This is a genomic window from Pedobacter sp. GQ55, assembly GCF_059758925.1.
In genome coordinates this window covers 442,127-461,209 of the sequence record NZ_JCAXEI010000002.1, presented here as the reverse complement: position 1 = coordinate 461,209, position 19,083 = coordinate 442,127, and the positions used below count along the sequence as shown (strand labels likewise).

The 19,083-nt window shown below is 38.7% G+C and carries 15 protein-coding genes and 1 other RNA gene; 5 read left to right on the top strand and 11 right to left on the bottom strand.

Features of this window, described 5'->3' with window-relative positions; translation table 11 throughout:
- Positions 1-6: 6 nt before the first annotated feature.
- A complete protein-coding gene (locus AC6CH7_RS06815; RefSeq protein WP_498261964.1) occupies positions 7-408 on the bottom strand; it encodes a c-type cytochrome in 402 nt (133 codons plus the stop codon).
- Between the two features lie 134 nt (positions 409-542).
- Here AC6CH7_RS06815 and AC6CH7_RS06810 point away from each other — a divergent pair, with 134 nt between their 5' ends.
- From AC6CH7_RS06810 to AC6CH7_RS06800, 3 genes are all read left to right on the top strand, one after another.
- The gene (locus AC6CH7_RS06810; RefSeq protein ID WP_498261963.1) at positions 543-2,189 is read left to right on the top strand and encodes a glycoside hydrolase family 26 protein; all 1,647 of its coding nucleotides are present in this window, start codon (positions 543-545) and stop codon (positions 2,187-2,189) included.
- Positions 2,190-2,263: 74 nt separating this feature from the next.
- Positions 2,264-3,595, top strand: a complete 1,332-nt coding sequence (locus AC6CH7_RS06805; protein ID WP_498261962.1) for a glycoside hydrolase family 2 TIM barrel-domain containing protein — start codon at positions 2,264-2,266, stop codon at positions 3,593-3,595.
- Entirely contained in the window at positions 3,570-7,358 is a 3,789-nt protein-coding gene (locus tag AC6CH7_RS06800) for a glycosyltransferase family 2 protein (protein WP_498261961.1), read from the top strand. Before AC6CH7_RS06805 ends, AC6CH7_RS06800 begins: the two co-directional genes overlap by 26 nt.
- A 216-nt stretch (positions 7,359-7,574) precedes the next feature.
- Here AC6CH7_RS06800 and AC6CH7_RS06795 read toward each other — a convergent pair whose 3' ends face one another.
- Complete coding sequence (locus AC6CH7_RS06795; protein ID WP_498261960.1) at positions 7,575-7,790, bottom strand: hypothetical protein; 216 nt, start codon at positions 7,788-7,790, stop codon at positions 7,575-7,577.
- 94 nt (positions 7,791-7,884) lie between these two features.
- Positions 7,885-8,235 (bottom strand): winged helix-turn-helix transcriptional regulator, encoded by a 351-nt coding sequence (locus AC6CH7_RS06790; RefSeq protein WP_498261959.1) that lies wholly within the window; start codon positions 8,233-8,235, stop codon positions 7,885-7,887.
- A 104-nt stretch (positions 8,236-8,339) separates the two neighbouring features.
- On the opposite strand from AC6CH7_RS06790, the gene AC6CH7_RS06785 reads away from it, so the two are divergent.
- Positions 8,340-9,083, top strand: coding sequence for an SDR family oxidoreductase (locus AC6CH7_RS06785; protein ID WP_498261958.1), 744 nt, complete (start codon positions 8,340-8,342; stop codon positions 9,081-9,083).
- A 66-nt stretch (positions 9,084-9,149) separates the two neighbouring features.
- Here the strand turns inward: AC6CH7_RS06785 and AC6CH7_RS06780 are convergent, their stop codons facing one another.
- The 8 genes from AC6CH7_RS06780 to AC6CH7_RS06745 all read right to left on the bottom strand — a co-directional run bounded on the left by AC6CH7_RS06780 (position 9,150) and on the right by AC6CH7_RS06745 (position 16,495).
- Positions 9,150-9,533 carry a TlpA family protein disulfide reductase gene (locus AC6CH7_RS06780; RefSeq protein ID WP_498262349.1) on the bottom strand — a complete coding sequence of 128 codons (384 nt, stop codon included), beginning with the start codon at positions 9,531-9,533 and terminating at the stop codon, positions 9,150-9,152.
- A gap of 4 nt (positions 9,534-9,537) precedes the next feature.
- Positions 9,538-10,638, bottom strand: coding sequence for a ParM/StbA family protein (locus tag AC6CH7_RS06775; RefSeq protein WP_498261957.1), 1,101 nt, complete (start codon positions 10,636-10,638; stop codon positions 9,538-9,540).
- Between the two features lie 809 nt (positions 10,639-11,447).
- A complete protein-coding gene (locus tag AC6CH7_RS06770; RefSeq protein ID WP_498261956.1) occupies positions 11,448-12,344 on the bottom strand; it encodes a glycoside hydrolase family 16 protein in 897 nt (298 codons plus the stop codon).
- Positions 12,345-13,024: 680 nt separating this feature from the next.
- A complete protein-coding gene (locus tag AC6CH7_RS06765; RefSeq protein ID WP_498261955.1) occupies positions 13,025-13,360 on the bottom strand; it encodes a FecR domain-containing protein in 336 nt (111 codons plus the stop codon).
- 2 nt (positions 13,361-13,362) lie between these two features.
- On the bottom strand, positions 13,363-13,677 hold the full coding sequence (locus AC6CH7_RS06760) for a FecR domain-containing protein (protein WP_498261954.1): 315 nt from the start codon (positions 13,675-13,677) through the stop codon (positions 13,363-13,365).
- 724 nt (positions 13,678-14,401) lie between these two features.
- Positions 14,402-14,768, bottom strand: a transfer-messenger RNA (tmRNA) gene (gene ssrA / locus AC6CH7_RS06755).
- Between the two features lie 70 nt (positions 14,769-14,838).
- On the bottom strand, positions 14,839-16,041 hold the full coding sequence (locus AC6CH7_RS06750) for a pyridoxal phosphate-dependent aminotransferase (RefSeq protein ID WP_498261953.1): 1,203 nt from the start codon (positions 16,039-16,041) through the stop codon (positions 14,839-14,841).
- A gap of 64 nt (positions 16,042-16,105) precedes the next feature.
- Positions 16,106-16,495: a DUF1573 domain-containing protein gene (locus tag AC6CH7_RS06745; protein WP_068891054.1), complete on the bottom strand. Its 390-nt coding sequence runs from the start codon at positions 16,493-16,495 to the stop codon at positions 16,106-16,108.
- Between the two features lie 131 nt (positions 16,496-16,626).
- Here AC6CH7_RS06745 and AC6CH7_RS06740 point away from each other — a divergent pair, with 131 nt between their 5' ends.
- Complete coding sequence (locus tag AC6CH7_RS06740) at positions 16,627-19,050, top strand: alpha-ketoacid dehydrogenase subunit alpha/beta (protein ID WP_498261952.1); 2,424 nt, start codon at positions 16,627-16,629, stop codon at positions 19,048-19,050.
- The last annotated feature ends 33 nt before the right edge of the window (positions 19,051-19,083 follow it).

The window sequence follows — 19,083 nt, the reverse complement described above, 5'->3', positions numbered from 1 at the left end:
TTGATCCTATTTTGTTTCCGGATGTTCCTTTCCATTATGGCACGTAATGCAGGAAATGGCTAATAATGCCTTCCCTTCTTTGTCTTTGCTGCCAATTGGGTGAAAATATTTTTTGTTAATCTTCATCGTCATACGCATCATATCTCTTGCAGTTTCTTTTTCAGGTTTTTCATCGCTGGCAAAATCAAGTTTTTTAGGATCGTCTTTTCTTGCAGCATGGCAGAAGTTACATTTTACTCCTAAAGCTGTTTTAAAGCCATCCATAACTTCCTTAAGTTGATCACGACTGATGTCTTTAGGAAGAACCTTTAGGTTTGTAGGCTTTTCGTCTGCCTGCGGCATAAATGCACTTAGCACAAGAACTGTACTTAACAATACAGATAATGTGATGGTTTTTTTGTAGGTCATTTTAAGAAGTTTGATAAACTAATATACTAAAGATCAATTAAAATATATTCGGGTTGAAGGGTTGAGAAGTATAATCGTTACAAAGAATTATATTTACATCTTCTGATTACAACGGGACTATACAGTTAGATAAAATGAAATATAAAAAACGCCTCTACTATTCCGCTATATTAATTTTACTTGTGCTTTTTGGTAGTTTTCTATATTTCAAACCGGTAATCAAAACAATGGTTGTCAATGAATTTAGAGATAGGTCGTATGAGAAATTAGTTGGCGTATATGATGAACAGAAAGAGGTTCCGTCTGATATCATAGACAACATTAAACATATCTCGATCAAATGGAAATCTTTTGCATTAAGCTCTAATAAGCAAGCTTTGCAAAATGCAATAGTAGAAAATAAGAACATTCTAATCACTGTTGAAACATGGCCAAGTTTCAAAAACGAAAATACTTCTGTTCTGGATGAGGTTCTGAAAGGCAGTTATGATGAGGAGATCAAAGCATTAGCGAATGTAGTGAACCTGAGTAAAGGATCTGTTTTTGTACGGTGGAACCCAGAAATGGAAGTGCCTGTAAAACAATATCCCTGGCAGTACCAATCCCCATCAACCTATATAGATGCATTTAACTACTTTTCGGATCATTTAAAAATACTTGCCCCCAAGGTTAAGATTGTCTGGGCTCCTAAAGGATATCCCGGTGATTCAGAATTCTGGCCTGGAAAAAGTAATGTTGATTTAATTAGTGTATTATTATCCGATTTAGATGATCTAAGATTAAAGCTTCATAGGCTGCGCTTCATGGATAAGCCGGTATTTATATTGTCGACAGATGGTATGGGTAATATTAAAAGAACAGATTCTCTTCTTAAAAAGATTGAAATAGAAAGAAGTTTATATAGGAATACCATTTATTCGAAAGAGAATTTAAATGAGCCGTTCATTAACAATCAAATCAGGAATCACTTAGCCTTAGGAGTGTTCGATCCTATGAAGAGATTGATTTATGAACCTGAAATAAACGTAGAACATATATTTACCGACTGGGGCGAAATACAGAGGGATGAGCTTCCAAAGAAATTTATGGATGCTATAGACCGAAAGCATGATGTTATTTTAACAATGGAGCCATGGAAAGATACAAGTAAGATTGTGGATCCAAATGTGCTTCAGAGCACTTTAAACGGGAAATATGATAATGAAATCTCCAAACTTTATAGCATCATTTCCAATGTTAAACAAACCGTATACCTGCGCTGGGCGCATGAAATGGAAATACCTATCCATCGTTATACCTGGCAGAGTCAGGACCCTGTTGTATACATAAATTCATTCCGGTATTTTATGAATTTCTTAAAGGAGAAACCTAAAAATATTCAGCGGGTATGGGGGCCAGCGGGAGACAGAGGTTCAGCAGATTGGTATCCTGGTAATGATGTTGTAGATTATATCAGTATTGCTATATATGGTTTACCCGATAAAAATATTACCGATGAAAACATGCAGGAGTCTTTTAGTGCCATATTTCATCGCAAAAGTTATAGGATGAGGTTTTTCAATAAGCCAATATTTATAACGGAATTTGGTGTAAAGGGCTCAGAAAAATATCAGGATAAATGGTTAATAGATGCGGCAAAAATCATTCAAAATAACAAACAGATTTTCGGTGCATGTTACTTTAATTTATACGACAATCCAAAAGCGTGGGGTCACATAGAAGCTCCGGATTGGAGTATAAGTAAAAGATCATTAAATAAATTCAATTCTGAATTAAAATAAACTTTTGCTTTAAGATAATTAAAGTTTCAAGTGTTTATGTGGATTTGTTATATTTAGCATGTTATTAATTAGGGATGCTCTTAGCTATAAGAAATTACTTCTTTTTTTTGCTCTTCTTAAGCACTTTATATGCTTGTTCTAACAACCAATCAAAACGATCTGGTAAGGTTTTTATTGAGCAAAAAGAAGGGAATTTCACATTATTTAGAAACGGAAAACCCTTTGAGGTCAAAGGGGCCGCTGGTTCTGCACATTTAGACTTATTGTCTGAACTTGGGGGAAATACGATTAGAACATGGGATACAACTCACATCGATTCCGTCTTAAGAAAGGCCAACGAGGGAAATATTGCAGTCATAATTGGTTTGCCAATACCCGAAAGTAAGCATATGTATTTTTATAACGATGATGCAAAGGTCGCTAAGCAGTTTAAGTCGATACAAACCCTGGTGAATAGGGTTAAAAATAATCCTTCCGTATTAATGTGGTGCGTAGGCAATGAGCTTGTTTTTCCTCATAAACTGTCTTATAATAAGTTTTATAAGGCATTTAATGATATTGTTGATATGATCCATAGTGATGATCCGGATCATCCGGTTACAACTACAATGATAAACTTCCAACGGAAAACCATTTTTAATCTTAAAATGCGTACGAATGTAGATATTGTATCCTTCAATATTTTTGGCCGAATCGGATCTTTAAGTCAGGAGTTAAAGGACTTTTCCTGGTTTTGGAAAGGACCTTATCTGTTAACTGAATGGGGCATTGATGGTCCATGGGACGGGACACCAGAAACGGCCTGGGGTGCCAAAATAGAACCAACAAGTACAAAAAAGGCTGAGCAATATTATTCTAGATATAAAGAAAAAATGCCTTTAAATGACGGAAGAATGTTGGGCTCATTTATTTTTTACTGGGGACAGAAACAAGAAACCACGCATACCTGGTTTAGTATTTTTGATGATGCAGGAAACAAGACTGAAGTAGTAGATGCTGCCGAAGCTATCTGGAAAGGAAAACAATTGAACAGCACAGCACCGAAAATAAATTATATGCTCCTGAACAGTAAGGGGGCAAAAGATGATATATTTCTAAAGCCAAATGAAAAAAACACAGCAGAAGTATTAATGTTAAATGGTGATGCAAATGTTAAAAGAATTGTTTGGGGAATTTATCCTGAAGATTGGTATAAAATCAACAATGTAAATAACACTAAAAAACCTTTACTTATTAAGGGGCTTATTGAGCACACTCAGGATTTGAAGATTATCTTTAATACTCCAGTCAAAGAGGGGCCATATAGAATATTTGCAACAGTATATGACGATAAAGGTTATGTGGCAACATGCAATACACCATTCTACGTATTAAAAACAGATGAAGATAGTAGCGCCAGTAATTAATCCAACGAGAAAACAGACTTTCACTTTACGCCTAATGATTGTCATTGGCATGATTTGCATGTTTTTGTTTCTTAGGGAACTTCTGCTAACTGATGCTGAGAATATTCCATTGTACTGGATGTTGATGGCCACGCTAATTTTCATGTGCCTTAAAATTATGCATGAATGGATACACTACTTTTATATAACTGTACCGGATACCCCTAAAGAAGAAAAAATATATACTGTAGATATATTTACGACGTTCTGTGCTGGCGAGCCCTATGAAATGATTAATGAAACATTAATCGCTATAAAAGCAATAAAATATCCTCATAATACCTTTTTATGTGATGAAGCTGATGATCCTTATTTAAGGAGAATATGTGAGGATCTCGGTGTAATTCACGTTACCAGAATAAAAAAAATCGATGCAAAGGCAGGGAATATCAATAATGCATTAAAACATTCATCAGCAGAACTTTGCGTGGTATTGGATCCTGACCACGTACCTTTTCCGGATTTTCTGGATCCAATAGTAAGTCATTTTAATAATCCTGAGGTTGGGTTTGTACAAATAGTACAATCTTATAAAAACTATGATCAGAGTTTAATAGCTAAAGGGGCGGCTCAGCAGACATTTCAATTTTATGGCCCGATAATGATGACCATGAATAAATACGGAACTGTGCTTGCTATTGGAGCAAATTGCACTTTTAGACGTTCCGCATTGGATTCTATTGGTGGACATGCAGCTGGATTGGCAGAAGATATGCACACTGCAATGCAGTTACATGCGAAGGGGTGGAAATCAGTATATGTTCCCGCAGTATTAGCGCGAGGCTTGGTGCCAAGTACTTTATCTGCATATTATAGCCAGCAATTAAAGTGGTCGAGAGGTGTTTTTGAACTATTAGTTACTTCTTATCCAAAGTTATTTTGGAATTTTACCTGGCAGCAAAAGTTACACTACGGTATCATACCAATGCATTACTTATCGGGAGTCATTTTCCTTATTAATTTTTTAATACCAATATTTTCTTTGGTTTTTAATACCAGTCCAATAAACATTGTTTTCTTTAATTTCATAACAATCAGTTTTCCATTGGTTATGTCAATAATCCTGATAAGGCATTTTGTACAACGATGGGTAATGGAAGAAGAAGAGCGTGGATTCCATGTAGTTGGGGGACTGTTGATGATCGGGACATGGTGGATATTTATTATTGGGTTATTCTATACCATTTTACGTAAAAAGGTTCCTTATAACCCGACACCTAAAGACGGAAGAGATGAAAATAACTGGGGTCTAAATATTCCAAATGCAGCTGTAATTGCAATTTCTCTCTTTTCAATAATATTTGGATTGTATAAAGATTGGAACCCCTACAATTTAATTATGGCGGGGTTTGCAGCAATTAATTGCATTATATTGTCATTTACAATTGTTGCAAGCAGGCAAAGCCAATTTAGGAGGTTAAAGCGGAAAGTGCCAGTGCTAAATTCCACAATGAGTTATGTTTCAGAATTTAAAGCGCGCTTCTGGAAACTTCGGAGAAAAATATATAGTGGAGTTAGGAGTACTGCCTTAATGATTACTACCCTTATTGTTTGTGGGGCAGTCTATTTTGTGAATACACGCTCTGGTAATGATATAGAAACACCTCCTGATAACTATAATAAAGACATATTTATTTCAGGGATATTTGCTCCTGAGAAAAGCAATGGGATAACTTCCTTAAAGCTTGTTAAGGAATATGAGGGTCAAAGTAAATTACATTTTGGTATAGTTTCTCTTTACATTCCGTGGGGCGACCATGCTGAATCCCAACTGCCCATTGCACTGATGGATTCAATTTATCAATCCAATGCTATTCCGATGATTAGCTGGGAACCCTGGCAGAGTTTGTTTGATAAATTGAAAGATATTGAAGTGGGACAAAGAGAAGAAAAAGTATTCTCACGTATCCTTAAAGGCGATTACGATGGTTATTTAAAAGCGTTTTCTGAGCAAATAAAATCGCTTAAACGCCCTGTTTTTATCCGGTTTGCCCATGAGGCAGACAATCCGCAATATCCATGGTCAGCTAAAGGCGGGAATAGTGCGGAAGACTTTAAAGAAGGTTGGAAGTATGTTCATGACTATTTTAGCAAAAATGGTGTTTATAATGGAATATGGGTTTGGAATCCATGGAAACCCGATGCTGTGTCTGGTTATTTTCCCGGCAGGGAATATGTAGACTGGATAGGAGTTACTAATCTAAATTACGGCACTAGAAATGGCAGTAAGGATTGGTATAGCATGGAACAACTTTATCAACCATTCCACAAAAATCCAGTGTTTAAGACTGACTTACCTGTGATGCTTGCAGAGATGGGTTCGTTGCCATCCGAAGGTAAACAGGATCAATGGTTTCAAAATGCATTTAAAAGTATTAGAAATAAATTTCCAGAAATTAAAGCTGCTGTATTTTTTAACAGTAGCCTTGATAGAAACATAGTTGATACGGCCATAGGTAAACCTTTAAATTGGAAAATTGAAGATTTTACCAAAGTAGGTGTCGCAATAAAAAAATATAACAAAAAAAGAAGCTGGATAGATTATACAAAGGCTGTTGGAATTCCGGTCGACAAAATAGAGAATTCTGTTAATAATAGAAATATTCAGATTCTGCCAGAGATAAGAGGGGTTAATTATGCAAAAGGCCAAAACTGGTCTACCAATTATCATGCTTTAAAGAAGAAAGAAACTGTAGCTGATATATTGGAAATGAAAAGCATAGGCTTTAATACTATAAAGTATTTTGGACCAAGCATATATGACCGGAATTTACTAAATGTTGCTGAAGACAATGGATTTAAAATAGCCTACAGCTATTGGCTACCGGATAATGGCGACTTTATCGCCGACAGAAAAGCTCTAAATAGCTACGCTGATAAAGTATTAAATACTGTAGCGGACTTAAAGGGTAGAAAGGAAATCATTTTATGGAATATTGCAAATACTCCTCTACGTAAACTGGAACAAGATTACTATATGCCCGATCTGTTTTTCCCCAGAGAAGCATATATTTCATGGCTACATAAGTTAGTAAAGGATATTAAAAAAATAGATCCGAATAGGCCGGTTACCGTAGATCTGTATGCAAACAATAATTTGAGTAAGAATATAGCCATGCTTCATAGCCGGATTCCTGATATAGACTATTTTGGTCTGGTTGCAGATAAGCATTCTGACTCTCTGGCTATGACAGAAATAAAGAATTTTAAAGAACCTTATTTCTTTAGTAGGGTAAATACTTCAGACTATTTAAAACACAAGAATAACAAAGCTGGAGTATTTATAGCTAACTGGCAAGATGAAATGACTAATCAATTCGTAACATTTGATGGTCTTAAAGATTACTCCGGAAAGAATAAATTTGAATTTTATGAGCTGTCAAATCAATGGACAGGTTCAAAGTTGCCTTCAAAGATGCCAATGATAAAGGTATTGTTACCTTCGGTAACCATATTTGCGAATACACCTGTAACATACCGCGCTTTGGTGTTTAATTCAAATGAGTGGAGTTTACCAAAGCCTGAGGCAAACTTGAGGTTTAAATGGAATCTTGTGAAAACTGACTCCTATGGGAACCCTGTTAACGTGATAGAACTAGGAGAGGGGAGTAGTATGACCTTAACTATTCCAGAGAGTCCCTCAAGTTATAAATTATACCTCTATGCAATGAATGATAGTGAGGTCCAGATTGTAAGCACTAAACTTAATATTCCATTGAATTAGAGATAAAACATAAAAGGCTACCGTTACAGTAGCCTTCCACCCCAGATTATATAACTACAGCAGATTTGCAATCTGCGGACAAAACAAAAGAGCCTCGGCTATGTCGATAAAAGTTAAGACTTTGTCAACAAATTTCGAACTAAAAATGACCAGACTGTAGCTCACACGGGGTTGGATCTGAACTATTTCATGGATGAGTTGAAATTGATTGCCTCATTAATAGTGCAGTGATAACTGTGTATTTCGCCAAAAAAGTGGTTCTTCGGCACTTTTGGTCTGCGATCCGTTAACACTTTCCTGCTGAGACAGCAGGAAAGTGTTAAACGCAGTGATGCGTTTAACTATAGTTCTGTATTGCCTGTTTGATAAATAGTCGTTGATTTCTTTCTCCACTAACTCTGGCTCTATATCAAACTGTCTTTTTATATTCAATTTTAGTTTGATATATTATCGTCGTTGGTATTTGATCATATGTCTATAGTTTTTGTTGATAATATGGATCTAATGAAACACGGCCTAGATCTTCTTATTTACCAATAATCACTTTACGATGTTCTATTCCCCATTCTGCCAGGTTGTTTATGATGGTCTTTAACGTCAAACCATATTCTGTTAATTGATATTGAACAGATATAGGTTGAGTATCCAATACAGTTCGTTTTAACAGTTTATTGAGCTCCAGCTCCTTTAATTCTTTACTCAGCATTTTATTTGATATTCCTTCTACATCATTCAGAATGTCAGAAAATCTTCTTTTGTTATAATAGCAAATGGAAGAAATAATGGATATTTTCCATTTCCCGTTCAAAACGTCCATAGCATCGTGGACGGCCATAATCTCTCTTTTGTGCCCTAATTGGCATTCATTTTCAGTCATAAGTTACTTGGTTACGCAAAAGTTACTGTTACTTTTGGTTACAAAGTAACCTAAATAAATTTAGCTATTCTAACTTTGTACCATAAAGATTTAAAAAAATAATCATGGATTTTACAAATAAAAACGTCGTCATTACAGGTGGAACAACCGGAATAGGCCTTGCAACAGCAAAAGCATTTATTATCGCAGATGCAAACGTATGGATTACAGGTAGAAATGCCAGCAATCTGCAGAAAGCAGCCGCAGAAATAAACAATCCGAAATTGTTTACTGTAGTATCAGACACTTCAAAACTCGAAGACATTTCGATCCTGGAAAAAGCAGTAGCAGAAACTGGAAACAAATTAGATGTTCTGTTCCTGAATGCGGGAATTGCGACCTTTGAGCCAATAGAAAAAGTAACTGAGGCAAATTTTGACGCACAATTCAATACCAATGTCAAAGGCCATTTCTTCACATTGCAAAAACTACTTCCCTATCTGGCAGATGGAGCAGCGGTAATTTTCACTTCTTCAACGGTTGCTACAGCTACTAATTTGGGAGCCAGCGTATATTCTGCAACCAAAGGAGCATTGAATAAAATTGCCCAAATTGCAGCAAATGAACTGGCGGGAAGAAAAATACGTGTAAACATCGTTAGCCCAGGCCCCATTTTAACCCCTGGTTTGGAAGGCGCCGTACCTGCAGAGGCAAAAGAGTATTTGGCTGGTGCTACAGCGCTACAACGGATTGGTGATCCTGATGAAATTGCAAAAACAGTATTGTTCCTGTCTTCCAGTGACGCAAGTTTTATTACAGGAACAGAGGTTGTTGTGGATGGTGGCTACCTTAATTACGCATTAAAATAATCGGTAATCCCATTATTCAACACTAGTAACAGAAAGCGGCATTCGTCGCTTTTTTCTTTTTTTACATCATGCAAAAGCGTATATATATCCTGTACTATCATAGAAAAATGTTTCCATCAATTCTTTGCCTCTTAGGTCTCTTGCGAGGATTTTACCTTTAGGTCCAATCAGGAAATTGGATGGAACTTGCTCTAGCCCATATTTCTTATAAATCAGTTTTGCATCATCTAGAATTTGAGTCCAGTCTAGCTTATCATTGTTTACGGCTTCAATCCATTGCTCTCGTTTGTCATCAATCGAAATACTAACAACCTTCTCGTGTCCGAAGAGTTCACATTCGATGAGGTTTGCCGGAAGCAATGTACAGTCAACTACAATCAGTGGACGGTTTGACCGACCAGATAATCTGTGGATACTTTTAGCAACCTTTTCCTTCCCCGTAAGTTTTATGGGATTAAAAATGGCCTACCATCAAGGGTTGTTCAGCTTCCGGTTCTCTTGCTGAAGTGTTTTTAGCTCCTAGTTGGCAAATTACGGTATAGGCATTTCCTATATCTAGTCCAACCGCCTGAAAGGGGCTAGCTGGACCAGACCATTGTGCAGAACGTATCGCATAACCGATACTTGCCATATTTTCAGCCTGTTCAGGTACGATGATGTTTAGAATTCCGTCAAATTCCTGCTTAAAACAATCCACCAAATCTGCATAACGAGCACCACCACCAACCAGGTAAAGCGTGTCGGTTTTCTCAAAATCATTGTCGGTAAAGGCTTTTTTTAATGTCGGCGAAATGACTTCGTCATAGTAATTAGCTAGGTGGTTACGTCTGATCTCGGCGAGGTCTTTACGTTTGCGCTCTACTACAATTTTCCCGTGCTGAAAGCTCTGGTTCACCATGTGTTCATTTTTCATACCCAGGTTATGACTTTTGCTCAGTTCCACATGGAGGTTATTGACTGCATAACGCAAGCCCGATGCGCTCATACAGGTACGGGTTACCAGGCCTGTATCCAAACTCAATGCGGTTTCACAGGTGCCATAACCCAGGCTGACTATAAAGAAATTACCTTGCTGGGCCAACCCTTTACGAATGGCGGTGATACAACCCAGTATCTCTGGCATAATTTCCAGATGCTTAATGGTCAGCTGTATCCGTTTATGACTGTTGGTCGCATTGGTGTCTGAGTTGAATTCAATAAAAATATCCTTTGGACTAAAAAAATCAATTGCCTGTTGTTTGTAAAGTTCGTAGGTGGTGTAGGGGAAACCGGTAGTCAACACCAGTTCTCCTGATTTTCCGCCCGAGGCAATCAGCAGTCCGGCTTTGGCAAGTAATTGGTAATCCAGATCAGCAGGGGAGCTGTTGAGGTTACGATAAGGGGCATGGCCCTGGCTGAGTGCGAGCTCGCCGATCAGATAGCCTACACCAGTTTCATACAGCTGAATACATTTTTCAGGATCAGCGGATACCTGCATTAAAGATTGGCTATAGCGTTCAACAACACTTGGAATACTGGTGGATTGAAAATTCATACCTGATATTTTAAACCACAAGGTAATCCCTGTCGATTAGTAAAGTGTTAAATTAGCAAAAATTAAATGTTATTATATTTAGCGTTTAAACTCTGTTGAAAACCGTATGACAGAATACCTTTTGTGTACTAAGGCTATTCGAAATCGAACACAGAACTGTGTTTTTCCTGATATTCCTGAAATACAAACCGGTTTTATCATTGCAGGAGCGGTATAAGCCAAGGTATGATATCAGAACCCATCGGTTTGGAGGATATTGCGCCTAACGCTGCGAAAATTTTAGGAATAAAATTTAGTGCCCCTGATGGAAAGGTTATCACCGGATTGATAAAATCCAAATAAGGTTGATTTATAAACTCAAGGTTGAGAAACAAGAAGAGGGTAAAATGATCACCCTCTTCTTTTGTGGTGGGAACTTTACAAATCTCGAACTATTTCCTGTTTGATTTGCGTTTAATCGTTGATTTAAATTTATGATCAAGCTACACTCGGCTGTAGCACTCGCTTACTGCCCATACACCTGAGCTCCGGCTGGGGCAGCGGTAATCAACACGATAGTGATTGTGTTTTTAATCATGCTCAAAAATTTAATGATGTGCGATTATACGTCGGGGTTTTATAAGTTCTTTGTGTTTTGTAAGTTCTGCAAAATCAGTGTGTTATTGCAATCCAAATTGCATAAATTTGCCATACAGTTTAAATGATTATTCTGTTAAATTTATCATTGGATTAGCCTGTTTGCGGCATCAATTACCGCTAAAGCCGGAAGTGTTAGTCGCGCTTCCGGCTTTTTTGCTTATGCTGTTACAGGGAATCCATGATTGGAGAACTTACTGTATGGACCATCCGGACCTTGGAGCATAGTACTGCAGGCCATACCATAGTAGATCCGGAGTTCCTTCGTTATAAGGATTTTCCGCACCTATTTTCACGGCAACGTTTATGATGGGATAAAAAGCCCAATCGGTACCGCCGTCGGCCCTACCAAGCATATTTCTATGCTGCAGGGTCTCTTTGCCATCTACAAAATGCGTAATCCAGTCGGCTTCAATCACGCAGGCATAATCGTGGGGTTTAGCATTCAGGTCTACGTTAAGCTCGAAGCCCGGGACACGGTCCAATTCACTTTTCAATCCATTTACCATATCGCGCTGATTGGAGCCATGCACACCTATGTGTTGTGCCGAACTTGTAGAGCGGGGCGTGTAGGCTGCCCCGTAAGCTCCGTTGAAGCTCTCGAAGAAGTCAATCTCTGGCGGCCATTGGCTAACGCCTGTACTGAGATTGCTTCCTATAGCCCAAAAAGCAGACCATGCTCCACGACGGCTTGGGGTTTGTATTTGAGCTCGATAAACGCCTAGGCGATGCTTCCAGTCTGGAAGGTACGAGGCCTGCAATACAGACGCCTGAAAAGGAAATATTTTACCGCCAAAGGCAACGGGCTCTTCAAACTTTATCGTATGCAACCGAACAAATGGTCTCCCTTCGCCATCTACCTCTCGTGTCTGGGGATTCACCGCGTCTTCCGGAAATGCTTCAACATTTGTATACAGGCCGGTCTCACTATTACCGGACTGCGAATAACCATGAGATAGCCGGGAACGCCAGACTGGCTTACCATCAGCGTCATAACCACTATCCGACCATTTAATGGCAGCCATATCCAAGTTCATGGTTGGGGTTACCCCGTCTGCATGCAACACAAGAGGATTACGGTGGAAGGGCATTTTATCCGGAAGCTCATTGACTGCGCCTTCCTGGATCTGGAAAATACAAGCAACAGGGCCGGCGGTGCCTTCGCCGGGAAAAGTTATCTTGAATTGATCACCAAGGGTGTGCCTCGGATTAATAATATCAACCGTAATCCAAAGGTTAGCACTGTCACCAGGACGCCAATATTGATATTTGAAAGGAGTGGATATGTCTCGATTGACATTAAAGCCCTTTGCTCCACCTGTACTCGTATTGACCTGTACATAAGCAGTGCTCATAATCGCACCAGCTAGCGTCAGCCGGACGTGAGCCTTGGTAGCACCGGGAGGGATGCCAATTGGTTCTTCCAACGTGGTGTTTGGATTAAGTTCAACGCCGTTGATTGACAAACGTCGATCTGCTATTACAGGTATATCCTCCAACGGAATCTCTGGATTAGGATTCTCAATATACTTGCCACAACTTACCGTTAAACTGATCACAAACATTGTGATGACCAATCCAATATTACGCATACTTTTTTTCATAGCAATAAATATTACAGTTCTTATAAAATGATTATTCTGTTAATTTTTGTCAATTGGCACTTACCAACTAACCATTGGATTAGCTTTTTGCGGCAACATTTCAACTCCGGCCGAAAGCATTAGCCGCACTTCCGGCTTTTTATGGCTAATCTGGGTAAAGATTCAGGTTACAATATCATCCGAACCTCCTTTCCATTGCGTTCAAATTTAACATTGCTGACCAATTCCAAGTTGGCCAGCAGTTCATCGATTCCAGCGGTGATCGGAAAACATCCTCCAAAGCGCTTTTTGGGGAGATTTGCTTCGACGACTATTTGTACATCATACCACCTCGCCGGGCTGCGCATGTCCAAAACGACATCCATATTGTCAAACAGAAAGTAACCATTTTTCCAAGCCATTGCCTGCTCCAAATTGCCCTGTTGCTTGACTAACTTCTCATCCGCCGAGGAAACAGCCTCAAAACCAGGAGTTAACGAATGTGTCTTGCCTTGATAGCGCACATCTAGACCACCTTCCAGTAACGTAATGTGACCTCACCATCTAATGCATATCCAGAAACCTTGAAATCCGTACCCGTCACCTTGATTTCTCCGCCGTGAGTCATCACCTTGAACGGCTTAGACTGGTCAGGCATTACTTCAAAATAGACCTCCCCTTTTTCCGAATCATCAATCAGTTTGTTGCTGTAAAATACGGTAAGGCCTGTTTGATTTTTAATGTTTCGGAATATAGAGGCGAAAGTGATGTTTCTAGCTTCAATGCTGATTTTTCCTGTGGCCTGAGCACTCGCTCCGGTAGCCAAAATGAAAAGCTGCATGAATACAACCGGCAAGGAATGCCGACCCGTTCGGGTAAGATTTTTTCTCATAACAGTTAAAGTTTATATTGGTTTTCCTTAAGACGCAACTTTAACCTAAATGGGTGAACGGCACTTAAAAAAATTACCTGAAAGTCAGTGTGCCGTTTGTCAGTTTGGCCTTTATTCCTGAAGTTAACTCCACATCAGTCCGGAAACTGCTAGTAATGAAGCTGCAACACCTCCATACCATAGCCTTATAGATCTGGCAGACCTACTTACATGATGCCGCTTATCAAAGATAATTGACATCATCTGCTACATATACAAGGCAAGGCCGTCCGTATGGTTTGCCAGGTCGAGAAGGGTAAACTCATATTTAATATATCCCATACATTGAGAAGAACTGCATCATCTTCAATCTACAAAGGCAGGAGTATTGGTAATAGATATTCTGATTTTGGCAGTACCAGTTTCCTTAACTGTCTCGTCCGGCGTACAGTTCTTAAACTCGAAATGCTCTAGTGTAAAATCCGGTAAAAATAATTTGAGTAAAGATGCGGTATCTGAAGCCTTAAATGTAAGTCTTTAAAAACCGCATAGTTAAATTTTTAATCCCTGCTCCACAACATTTGGCATTGAACCCTTTTTATGGCGAATAATTGAATAATCTGGTAAAGTCTTTAAACGAAAAAACCCCTCAAATTTATCATTTTAGGGGTTTTTAAACATTTTTACATCGATTTTGTGGACCCGAAGGGAGTCGAACCCTTGTCCAGTTGTGTGATAAATTATGCTTTCTTCATGCTTATTTTCCAATTAATTGTAGGGATCTGGCGGGCTGGAAACCGACCTAACCTTTCACCTTAGGTACTTTATCTCACAAATGTAGCATACCTTACAAATGCCAGCTTCGTTATTTCGATGCTCCGGATTCTAACCTAACGATGCAGCAGCTAGAGGAACAAAAGCTTATCTAATTCTAAATTAGGCAGCTAAGGCGTAGTTATTTTCGCCAATTATAGTTTGAACGTTATCTTTTAAGTGCTCTCCGTACAACGCACTGCATGCTTACATACTCAGCGCCACCCTGTCAAATCCAGAACGAGCCCATTATATGCGCTAATGGTGTTTGGTTAACTATTCCTTTCCAACCATCAGCTAGATACAAAAGTACTAAAATTATGCCATAGTTCTACCAGGATATTGTTTTAATGCAATATCCAGACAATCCATAGCACTGTTAAGGTCGGCAGTATTTAAAACATAAGCCATTCTAACCTCGTTTTTTCCATAACCTTCAGTCGAATAAAATCCGGTAGCAGGAGCCATCATAACGGTTGTGCCATTATGAGTAAAGCTTTCCAGTATCCACTGACAGAATTGATCAGCATCATCTATAGGTAATTTGGCAACTACATAAAAAGCACCACCAGGATTAGGGCAGAACACACCTTCTATAGCATTTAACCTTTTCACCAATGTATCTCTTCTTAAGGTATATTCTTTGTTTACCTCTTCAAAATAGCTATCAGGGGTATCAACTGCTGCGGTTCCGGCAATTTGTTCAACCATACCCGGACTTAATCTAGCCTGAGCAAATTTTAATGCCGATTGGATTACCTCTTTATTCTTAGTGATGATGCAACCTAATCTTGCACCACAAGCACTGTAGCGTTTAGAAACGGTATCTATTACCACAACATTTTCATCTATACCATCCAGGTATAAAGGAGAGATAAATTCTCTGCCATCATAGCAAAACTCTCTGTATGCCTCGTCAGAAAACAAGAAAAGGTCATATTTCAAGCAAAGCGCTTTAAGAGCTTCAAGCTCTTCTCTTGAGTATAAATAACCGGTAGGATTATTAGGATTGCAAATAATAATACCCCTGGTTTTGTCAGTTATTAATTTTTCAAAATCAGCTACAGGAGGAAGTGCAAAACCATTTTCAATATGTGATAATATTGGTTTTACCACCACATTGCTCATACATGCAAAGCCATTATAGTTGGCATAAAAGGGCTCAGGAACAATAATTTCGTCGCCTTCGTTAATGCAGGTTTGCATGGCTATAGTGATGGCCTCAGATCCACCTACAGTTACCAGAATGTCTTCGGGGGTAATGTTGTACCCAAGTTTATTATAGTATTCGGCAAGTTTAGTTCTATAAGTGAGTGTACCCTCAGAAGGAGTGTAAGCCCAAACATTAAATGTAATATTTTTGATGGCATTTAACATCACCTCCGGCGTCGCTATGTCAGGTTGTCCAATATTTAAATGGTACACCTTTTTTCCGTCCCTCTTTGCCTGATCAGCAAATGGGGTTAATTTTCTAATTGGCGAAGCGGGCATTTGTACCCCTTTCTCTGAAATCCTTGGCATGGTACAAAAGTAAAAAACCTCGTTGATTAACGAGGTTTTTTATTAGAAATATCTTTATTAGATTCTATTTAGTGCTTCCAGCTACAGTTTCGCCTTTAATGTAAAGAACTTTAGTAGTCGTTTTAGCATTAGAAGTTATAGTAATGCTTTTGCTAAATGGAAGTGCTGCAGTAGGGTTATAAGTAACTTTGATTGTTCCTGTTTCTCCTTTTTTGATTGGAGTTTTGGTGTATTCAGGTACTGTACAGCCACAAGTTGTTTCAACTTTGCTAAGGATCAATGGTTGATCTCCTATATTAGTGAATTTAAAATCTACAGAAGCAGGTTTGTTCAAAGGGATTTTTCCAAAGTCATAAGTCTCTTTGTCAAATTTAAACTCCGCTGGTTTAGATTGAGCATTTGAGGCAACACTTATTCCTAAAATTAATGTAAATAGTAATAATAACTTTTTCATCTTATGTGGGTTTTAAAACAAATTTAATGTTTTAAACGATAATTCAAAAAGTATTCCAATATATAAATTAACTCACACCGTTAAGTCATACTTTAGAATTTATGTATCTTTGCCCCATAACTGATTTGCTTATGACGCCAAATAGTAAACTTACAACGAACCCAATTGATGCTTCAGAGTTAAGTTTTGATGATTTCAAAACGATTGTTATTAACGACTATAAAATAGCTTACGAGAGTAGACAGGCTAGTTTATTAGGACGTAAAGAAGTGTTGACGGGTAAGGCGAAGTTTGGGATATTTGGTGATGGTAAGGAGATTCCTCAGATCGCAATGGCCAAAGCTTTTAAGAATGGCGATTGGCGATCTGGATACTATAGAGATCAGACTTTTGCATTTGCAACCGGAATTTGTACACTAAAAGAGTTTTTTGCTCAGTTATACGCAAATCCAAGTGTTGAGGCTGATCCTGCATCCGCAGGGCGACAAATGAATTGTCACTTTGCAACCCGCTCACTTAATGAAGACGGTAGCTGGAAAGACCTGACGGAGATGAAAAACTCTTCGTCTGATATTGCGCCTACTGGTGGACAAATGGCCCGTTTAGTAGGTTTAGCCTATGCTTCTAAATTATACAGACAAAATCCTGAATTAAGTTACCTTAAAAATTTCTCGGTTAACGGTAATGAAGTCGCGTTTGGTACCATAGGTAATGCATCTACTTCAGAAGGTGTGTTTTTTGAAGCCATTAATGCTGCAGGTGTTCTACAAATCCCAATGGCTATGTCTATCTGGGATGATGCTTATGGAATCTCAGTTCCTGCCAAGTATCAAACCACTAAAGAAGATATTTCCGAAATTCTGAAAGGATTTCAAAGAGATGAAGATTCGGCCGGTTACGAAATATTTAAAGTAAGAGGCTGGGATTATCCGGCACTGTGCGAAACTTATCAGCGTGCTGTAGATGTATGCAGAACAGAGCATGTTCCCGTTTTGATACATGTTACAGAGGTCACTCAACCACAAGGACATTCTACTTCTGGTTCTCATGAACGTTATAAAGATAAAGATCGTTTGGAGTGGGAGCGTGAATACGATTGTAATCTGCAAATGCGTAAGTGGATGCTTGAATCGGCTATTATTTCCGAAGAAGAAATAACTGAACTTGAGGCAAACGCAAAGAAACTTGTACGTGAAACGCAGAGAGAGGCGTGGAATGAATTCCTGGCGACTATTAAAGTTGAAAAGGAGCAGGTAATAGATATGATCAGCAGAATTGGCAATGGCAATCCTGTTATCAGTAAAATAGCTTCGCTACTTGCAGGTACACCTGATGCATTACGTAAGGAAGTTGTTTCTTCGGCAAGAAAAGCATTGCGTCTTAGCATCCATAACCCCTCTCCTGAAAGAGACAATCTGATAAACTGGTATAATAGCCAGGCTTCATTAAATGACGACAGGTACAATTCTAAGCTGTTTACTGATGGCATAGAAAGTCCATTCTTAGTTAAACAGGTCGCGGCAGAATATACCGAAGAAAGTAAAATGGTAGATGGCCGTGAGCTGCTGAATGCCTGCTTTGATGCTAATTTTGCACGCGATGAGCGCTTAGTTGCCTTTGGTGAAGATCTGGGCGCAATCGGCGACGTAAACCAAGGCTTTGCAGGCTTGCAAGCTAAGTATGGTGATTTAAGGATCACGGATACCGGCATTAGAGAAATGACAATTATTGGTCAGGGTATTGGTTTGGCTCTGCGCGGTTTAAAACCAATTGCAGAGATTCAGTACCTTGATTATTTACTATATGCACTTAATATTTTAAGTGATGATCTGGCCAGTTTATCTTATAGGACTAAGGCTGGTCAGAAGGCTCCTGTTATCATCAGGACCCGCGGACATAGGTTAGAAGGAGTATGGCATTCCGGATCTCCAATGTCAATGATTCTGGGGTCATTAAGAGGTTTGCATATATGCGTTCCACGTAATATGACACAGGCTGCAGGTATTTACAATACGTTATTCAGATCTGATGAACCTGCTCTGGTTATTGAGTGCCTGAACGGTTATAGGTTAAAGGAAAAACTACCGGAAAATGTTGGCGAATACACTGTTCCTCTTGGAGAGGCAGAGATCGTAAGAACAGGAACTGATGTTACAATTGTATCTTATGGGGCTACTTTAAGGGTTGTTGAAGAAGCAGCAGACGAATTGGCCCAATTAGGAATTTCAGTTGAAATAATAGATCCTCAAACATTACTTCCTTTCGATACAAAACAGATTTGTGCAGAATCGTTAAAGAAAACAAATAAGCTATTAGTAGTTGATGAAGATGTTCCCGGTGGTGGTGCTGCATTTATTTTACAGCAGGTACTGGAAGCGCAAAACGGTTATTACCATTTAGATGGGCAGCCAAGAACACTTACCGCTAAAGCTCATCGTCCGCCGTATGGATCAGATGGTGACTATTTTAGTAAGCCCTCTGTTGATGATATTATTGAAACTGTGTACCAAATTATGCATGATAACAACGCATCAAAATATCCTTCGATATTTTAGATGTTCAATATTCTAAATGAAAAGAGGGCGTTC

Coding starts and splice junctions, on each gene's coding strand:
- AC6CH7_RS06815 (WP_498261964.1), bottom strand. CDS start 408: ATGACCTACAAAAAAACCATCACATTATCTGTATTGTTAAGTACAGTT.
- AC6CH7_RS06760 (WP_498261954.1), bottom strand. CDS start 13,677: ATGCAGCTTTTCATTTTGGCTACCGGAGCGAGTGCTCAGGCCACAGGA.
- AC6CH7_RS06740 (WP_498261952.1), top strand. CDS start 16,627: ATGACGCCAAATAGTAAACTTACAACGAACCCAATTGATGCTTCAGAG.
- AC6CH7_RS06805 (WP_498261962.1), top strand. CDS start 2,264: ATGCTCTTAGCTATAAGAAATTACTTCTTTTTTTTGCTCTTCTTAAGC.
- AC6CH7_RS06800 (WP_498261961.1), top strand. CDS start 3,570: ATGAAGATAGTAGCGCCAGTAATTAATCCAACGAGAAAACAGACTTTC.
- AC6CH7_RS06810 (WP_498261963.1), top strand. CDS start 543: ATGAAATATAAAAAACGCCTCTACTATTCCGCTATATTAATTTTACTT.
- AC6CH7_RS06770 (WP_498261956.1), bottom strand. CDS start 12,344: ATGCCCTTCCACCGTAATCCTCTTGTGTTGCATGCAGACGGGGTAACC.
- AC6CH7_RS06790 (WP_498261959.1), bottom strand. CDS start 8,235: ATGACTGAAAATGAATGCCAATTAGGGCACAAAAGAGAGATTATGGCC.
- AC6CH7_RS06745 (WP_068891054.1), bottom strand. CDS start 16,495: ATGAAAAAGTTATTATTACTATTTACATTAATTTTAGGAATAAGTGTT.
- AC6CH7_RS06785 (WP_498261958.1), top strand. CDS start 8,340: ATGGATTTTACAAATAAAAACGTCGTCATTACAGGTGGAACAACCGGA.
- AC6CH7_RS06750 (WP_498261953.1), bottom strand. CDS start 16,041: ATGCCAAGGATTTCAGAGAAAGGGGTACAAATGCCCGCTTCGCCAATT.